Origin of the sequence: Bradyrhizobium macuxiense (genome assembly GCF_001542415.1) — a bacterium.
GTDB lineage: Bacteria > Pseudomonadota > Alphaproteobacteria > Rhizobiales > Xanthobacteraceae > Bradyrhizobium > Bradyrhizobium macuxiense.
Genome location: NZ_LNCU01000073.1, coordinates 128217 through 134626 on the forward strand (window position 1 = coordinate 128217; position 6410 = coordinate 134626).

At 60.3% G+C, this 6410-nt stretch carries 7 protein-coding genes and 1 pseudogene; 4 read left to right on the forward strand and 4 right to left on the reverse strand.

What is annotated here, in order from left to right:
• Positions 1-372, reverse strand: a pseudogene (locus AS156_RS44730) (glutamate--tRNA ligase family protein); the annotation flags it as partial.
• A gap of 178 nt (positions 373-550) precedes the next feature.
• On the opposite strand from AS156_RS44730, the gene AS156_RS21945 reads away from it, so the two are divergent.
• Entirely contained in the window at positions 551-1198 is a 648-nt protein-coding gene (locus AS156_RS21945; RefSeq protein WP_066508592.1) for a DNA-3-methyladenine glycosylase family protein, read from the forward strand.
• A gap of 105 nt (positions 1199-1303) precedes the next feature.
• Positions 1304-2683: an amidohydrolase family protein gene (locus tag AS156_RS21950; RefSeq protein ID WP_245313000.1), complete on the forward strand. Its 1380-nt coding sequence runs from the start codon at positions 1304-1306 to the stop codon at positions 2681-2683.
• A gap of 209 nt (positions 2684-2892) precedes the next feature.
• On the opposite strand, the gene AS156_RS21955 is transcribed toward AS156_RS21950, so the two are convergent.
• Positions 2893-3216 (reverse strand): cupin domain-containing protein, encoded by a 324-nt coding sequence (locus tag AS156_RS21955; RefSeq protein WP_245313001.1) that lies wholly within the window; start codon positions 3214-3216, stop codon positions 2893-2895.
• 276 nt (positions 3217-3492) lie between these two features.
• Here AS156_RS21955 and AS156_RS21960 point away from each other — a divergent pair, with 276 nt between their 5' ends.
• Positions 3493-4002 carry a MaoC/PaaZ C-terminal domain-containing protein gene (locus tag AS156_RS21960; protein WP_245313002.1) on the forward strand — a complete coding sequence of 170 codons (510 nt, stop codon included), beginning with the start codon at positions 3493-3495 and terminating at the stop codon, positions 4000-4002.
• A 169-nt stretch (positions 4003-4171) separates the two neighbouring features.
• Here AS156_RS21960 and AS156_RS21965 read toward each other — a convergent pair whose 3' ends face one another.
• Entirely contained in the window at positions 4172-4879 is a 708-nt protein-coding gene (locus AS156_RS21965) for an alpha/beta fold hydrolase (RefSeq protein ID WP_066508596.1), read from the reverse strand.
• A 210-nt stretch (positions 4880-5089) separates the two neighbouring features.
• Here AS156_RS21965 and AS156_RS42265 point away from each other — a divergent pair, with 210 nt between their 5' ends.
• A complete protein-coding gene (locus AS156_RS42265) occupies positions 5090-5509 on the forward strand; it encodes a cupin domain-containing protein (RefSeq protein ID WP_136626367.1) in 420 nt (139 codons plus the stop codon).
• A gap of 202 nt (positions 5510-5711) precedes the next feature.
• Here the strand turns inward: AS156_RS42265 and tnpC are convergent.
• On the reverse strand, positions 5712-6410 hold a 699-nt coding region (gene tnpC, locus AS156_RS21970), incomplete at its 5' end, for an IS66 family transposase (protein WP_136626368.1).

A 6410-nucleotide genomic window follows, 5' to 3' on the forward strand; every position in this document is an offset into this window, starting at 1 on the left:
GCCGTCGGGATCGCGCGGCCACCCGCCGCCGGCCTCCTTGTCGGCGACCAGGCGCGCGATCTCCGCCCGGCTCTCGAAGCTTGGATAGACGAGCCCTCGGGCCGACAGGCGTTCGGTCGCCTCGCCATAGGCGGCAAAGTGTTCCGACTGCCGCCGCACCGGCTCGTCCCAGGAGATGCCGAGCCAGGCGAGGTCCTCATAGATCGCCTGCTCAAATTCCGGCCGGCACCGTGTCGCGTCGATATCCTCGATCCGCAGCAGGAAGCGCCCGCCCGATTGCCGCGCCAGGTCGAAATTGAGCAGCGCCGAATAAGCGTGGCCGAGATGCAGGTAGCCGTTCGGGCTCGGCGCAAAACGGAAAACGGGTGGCATGGCGATCGGTCGCGCGTCATTGCCGGGCATAGCCGTCTGAAGGACGGCGTCGCTTCCGCTCGCCTATGCCCGGCGATCCATCTGGGAGAGACTCTGTTACGATAGGAGATGGGGCGGGTCATCCCCAATCAGACACGAGACGTGTGCCCGCTCGCGACAGGTTGATGCCGATCCCACCATGCTGATTCACCTCGAAACCCAGGCCGACCTCGACGACGCGATCGAAAAGCTCGTCGACCAGGACCGACGCCTCCGCCCGATCCTCGAACTGACCGGCATGCCGGCGATCCGCCAGCGTGAGCCGGGCTTTGCCGGCCTCGCCGCGATCATCTGCGGCCAGCAGCTCTCGACCGCGAGTGCGGCCGCGATCTGGGGACGCGTCAGCAAGGCGTTCGATCCGTTCCATCACGATGCGATCCGCAAGGCCCGCACCGACCGGCTGGGCCGGCTCGGGCTATCCGCCGCCAAGATCAAGACGCTGAAGCACATCGCGCGCGAGCTCGCCGAGGAGCGGCTGAACCTCGACGTGCTCGCCAACGAGGAGGCGGATGCCGCGCACAACACGCTGACCGCGCTGCCCGGCATCGGGCCGTGGACCGCCGACGTCTATCTGTTGTTCTGCCTCGGCCACGGCGACGCCTGGCCCGCAGGCGACCTCGCCGTGCAGGAAGCCGTCAAGGTCGGCCTCGGGCTGAAGGAACGGCCGACGCCGAAGCAGATGGCACCGCTCGCCGAACCATGGCGCCCCCTGCGCGGCGCCGCCGCGCATCTGTGGTGGGCCTACTACCGTGTGCTGAGGAAGCGCGAGGGTGTGCTTGCGCAATAAATCCGCTGCGCGTGTTTTGGAAGGGCTGCAGCGCCCTTCGGCGGCGCACCTGGCCCGGATACAAAATATCGAAAACAACCCCATGCAAAGTAAGAATGGGCCCGCTTGCAGGACCGCGATTTAGCGGGGCCTGGCGGTAGCGCCCTGCCGGCCGATTTGTCCGAGACATGTGTTTCTCTCTTGCCGGCAGCTTCCGGTCCGCGGCTATCAACGGACATCATCAGATCGGCCCGGTTCGTCTGCAGCGGGCCACAAGCGGAAATAGCAATCGACACAACCGCTTTTCTTCCTCCATGCTATCCTCAAGTTCAAATTAAGTACGATTGCCTGACCAATCACGCGAATTACCGATTACCCTTGGAGGAAATTGGCATGACCACACGCCGTCATTTTCTCAAGACGGGCGCCGCTGCTGCCGCGACTGGCATCGTCTTTTGCGGCTGCGGCCTCCAGCACGGCGCGAACGCCCAGCAACCGGCACGACAGAAATTACCCGTCATGATCGGTGGCAAGCGGGTCAAAACGATCGACGTGCACGCCCATTGCCAATTCCGCGAAGCCGGCGAACTGTTCAACGCCGGCGCAGCCGCCAGCCAGCTCGTCGACGGACGTTCGCGGTCCGACGTCGCAGCGGCGGCTTTTGTCGAGATCGACAAGCGGCTCGCCGCCATGGACTCGCAGGCGGTTGACATGGAGGTGCTGTCGATCAATCCATTCTGGTATGGCAGCGAGCGTGATCTCGCCGGCCAGATCGTGAAGCTGCAGAACGAAAAGCTGGTTGAACTCTGCGCCGCAAAGCCCGATCGCTTTACCGCCTTCGCCTCGCTGACCCTGCAGGCGCCCGATCTCGCCGTGCAGGAGCTAGAAACGGCGGTGAGGAAACAGGGACTCAAGGGAGCGGCGATCGGCGGCACGGTCAACGGCGAGGCATTTTCCGATCCGAAATTTCATCCGGTGTGGGCCAAGGCAGAAGAACTCGACGTGCCCCTGTTCATTCATCCGACGGGCATCCCCGAGCTTGCGAAGAAACTGGCCGGCAACGGTTGGCTCTCCAACACGATCGGCTATCCCCTGGAGACAACAATCGCGCTCTCGCACCTCATCTTCGAGGGCACGTTCGATCGCTTTCCGAAGCTCAAGGTGATCGCTGCCCATGGCGGCGGTTATCTGCCGTCCTACGCAGATCGTTCGGACCATGCTTGTCTCGCCAGTCCAAAGAGCTGCAATCCGAATATCCACCTTAAGAAGACGCCGACCGAATATCTCAAGCAGATCTATTTCGACTCACTGGTCTTCACGCCTGAGGCGATGCGGCATCTGGTGGCGCAGGTCGGTGCCAGTCAGGTCGTGCTCGGCAGCGACACTCCCTATCCATTTCAGTTGCAACCGGTCGATCACATTTTCGCGTCGGAGTCCCTCTCCGATGACCACAAGGCCGACATCCTCGGCCGGACCGCTGCACGACTGTTGAATTTCACCGCCTGACAGCGGCGATCCTGGTCGGCCATGTTGACGTTCGCTGGTGGCCTCTGGAAGGCCTAGGATGACTATCCGACGAAATGCGTTGGGAGTGGGTCACTTCCGAGATGGGTCCAAAAGCGTCGTTTGAGCAGTTGGCCAGTCACTTCCGATCTACACCAACAAGCAGACCATTCCAGAGCCCGCCCGAACGTCGCTCCCGGGCCAGAAGCCGACTAATCAAGTGGTGCGCCAAGGCCGCTCGGCAGTATGACTATGATAGCGTTCTGTCCTTCCTCGGGGTGGCGCGAGATGTGTCCTTTCCCGTGCGTATCCTCGACGAGAACAGCTTTTCCCGCCGGAAGGCGTCTCACCTCTCCATCGCTCGTTTCAAATTCCACGTGGCCATCGAGCCATATGGCGAGGAGTCGTTCCGGCGGCCTGTGAAAGCCCACGTCGCGCACCCCGGCGGGGATGTGAGAAAAACGGATGCGTGACGCTGGGTAGTAGGCCGAAATTTCAAACGGCGCTTCGTTGGGAAACGCCGGCTTCATCATCATCGGGATATCGACTTCTCCAAAATGGGACTCCCCGTCGGGCGTTGCATATATGCGCAGGCACCTCATCCTCCACCCCCAATCGCTCCATATAGCTCAGCATATGGTGCAGCCTCTGTGTGGGCAATGCAAGGTCAGCTCCGGGTCAAAATGCGAAGAAGTCAAGTTGAGCAAATCTTGTCCGCTCCGGCGCCATGAGCGGACTTCCGTGCGACGCGGCGCAACTTCGCAGATGGGCCAATTCCGGTCGTGCTGACATTGAGCAGCACTGAGACTATGATGCCGTTTTTCACCATTCAGTTTAGTCCGCTCGTAAAGGACAAACCGATGACCCGCTTGTATTTTGAAGATGCCGAAGTCGGTACTACGAATGGGGCCGGCCCTTATCCGGTTTCGAAGGAAGAGATTGTTCAGTTCGCGAAGCAGTATGATGCGATGCCTAGCCACATCGACGAAGAAGCTGCAGCACGGTCAATCTTGGGAGGACTAACCGCATCGGCAGCTCACACTTTTGCAATCTTCATTTCGCTTACGACAAAGCTCCGGCCCGGGCTCCACGGCATCGCTGGAATGGGATATGATGAGGTAAGGCTACCGAACCCGGTACGTCCCGGCGATGAACTATATCTCGAAGTGACTGTTCTGGAAAAACGAGTATCAAAGTCGAAACCTGATTGCGGGATCGTGCGCAGCCAAATCCGACTGCGCAATCAAAGAAGCGAAATCGTCTTGCAGTGCATGAGTAGTCTTCTCGTTGCGAGGCGACCCGACGCGAAAACATCGGCGTGAGCCGCTCTGCAAAGTGCCGTCGGTTGGTTTCGCTGCGATGTCTCTTGCGGGTCAAAGGCCGACCAAAGCGACTGAACCGGGGACTTCCGGTTCACCCAAATGAGCCGACGTTCTCGATGGTCATACAGACCGTCAGCTATGGGCCAATGCGACATCCGCGGATTCGCGGCTAAGCGATATCTGCGAGTATCCGGGCTAACTCTTCGGGCCTGTTGATTGCGACCATATGATTGGTAGCTATCTCGTGGTAATGCCAAGCTGGCGACGCCTTCGCGTGCCGGGCCGCTTGCCAGCGGGCCTCGTAGCCGGCATCGCTTCCCGGCTTATCCTGTGTCGCCTTGATGTAGGTTCTGGCAAACGGAAACGACTCCAGCGGCTGTGAAAGGAAAACGGGTTCTGTGAGCGTTCCCATTGGATGAGTCGTTACGCGCGCACGCATCCACTCCGCTTCCGCAGGACTGTCGTATTCACGCACAGGACTTGTTGAGAGCCAGTTCTGACCAAGCTCGATCTTTGTGCGGGCCGCACCTCCAACGTGCGAAAAAACCGTCTCCCCATTTTTGGGGACTAATGCATCTAGAAAGACAAGGTGTGAAACGCGTTCTGCGATGTGCTCCAACGCGCCTGTGATGACAAAACCGCCGTATGAAAACCCTAGCAGAACGATCTTGTTTATATCCTCGTACAATACGTGGTTGACCACGTCGCGGATGTGCGTACCGAGGCTGACCTGCGGGCTGGATAGGTGGACGCGCTCACCGACACCGGTCAGGCTAGGCGTCGACACGTCGTGGTGTTCCGCACAGAGCAATCGACGCACATGTCTAAAGCCGTGTGCGCCACCCCAAGAACCATGGACTAGGACAAAAGCAGTCATCCCAATGCTCCTGACACGGCTTTGCGCGGTTATCGAACCGCGCGGATGCTAGCGTCCATCCATCGAATGGGCAATGTCGGCTATGGGTCAATCGCGGCGGTTTTGCCCGATCTCGGTTGGGTCCGGTCTACCCCTCAGAGTCGACATTGAGGCGACAGGCGGAATTCGTCGCGAAGGCCCAGTTGCGGACAAAGGTGGCGTGTCTCTGTCATGCAGGATAACGTGCGCACTCTGATTGTACCGCCGGGAGACACGGCCTTGCTGAAGTATGTACGCATATACGCCGATGATCGTGGCGAAAGCCATTTTGACGTGCACAATGTACCGATGACGATGAAGGAATTTGCGCCGCCTGCCGCGCCTCTTGCCGTCTCAGCACCAGAGGCTGCATCAAGCTTTGTCTTGATCCAGCTACCGGTCGCATGGGGAGGAGATGAGCCGCACCCGTCTCCAAGCCGACAGATGGTCTACTGTCTTTCTGGTAGCTTTAAGATCACAGTCAGTGATGGCGAAGCCCGATCGTTTCAAGCGGGCGACGGCCTGCTGCTGGCAGACACCAACGGTAAGGGACACGTAACCGAGGTTACTTCATCCATCCCAGTCAACTGCGTAATGATCACCGTTCTGTAGGGCTTCTCCCTTCGACCGAAATTGGCTGCTTAGGGTCATCTTCGACCGATTCAGCTGGCTTTGCTGGCGGTTCATGTCCACTTAGCTCTCAATAGCGACCGTAGTGTTGCGTCGCCGCGCGGCAACGAAATGACGCGAAGGAACAAAGGGCGACATCGCGGCGGCTTGTGCAACGTAAGCATCCGGTGAGGACCGCGGTCACTCAGGCTGCCTGATTGACTTGCTTGTTTCGGTCTCGCCAATTCCAGGGCAGCAGTTCGTCAAGCCTTTGGGCTGGATGTGCAGCGATGCGGGCCAGGACGTCGGCGAGCCAGGCTTGTGGATCCACCTCGTTCATTTTGGCCGTGACGATCATGCTGTACATCACCGCGGCACGGTCACCACCGCGGTCGGAGCCGCAAAACAGCCAAGACTTCCGACCGAGGGCGATGCCGCGCAGGGCTCGTTCGGCGGCGTTGTTGGACAGGCAGATGCGGCCGTCGTCGAGGAAGCGGGTGAACGCGCCCCAGCGCTTGAGCATGTAGTCCATCGCCTTGGCGACATCATTGCGCCGTGAGAGCTTGGCGCGCTGCTCACGCATCCAGGCTTCCAGAGCGGCGACCAGCGGCGCGCTGAGCTCCTGGCGGACGGCCCGGCGCCGTTCGGGCGTTTCGCCGTTGATGCCCCGCTCGATCTCGAACAAGGCGTCGATCCGGCGGACTGCTTCCAGCGCCAGAGGCGAGATCACCGCCGGCTTTTTGCCCTGCACTTTGCGGCGCGCATTCTCGGCCAGATCAGCCATCACGAAGAACGGCCGTCGGGCATGGACCCAGCACGCGGCTTCCAGAATCGGACCTGCGTTGCGGCCCGGGTCGTAAAGCCTGCCATAGCCACCATAGGCATCGGCCTGGAAGATGCCGCT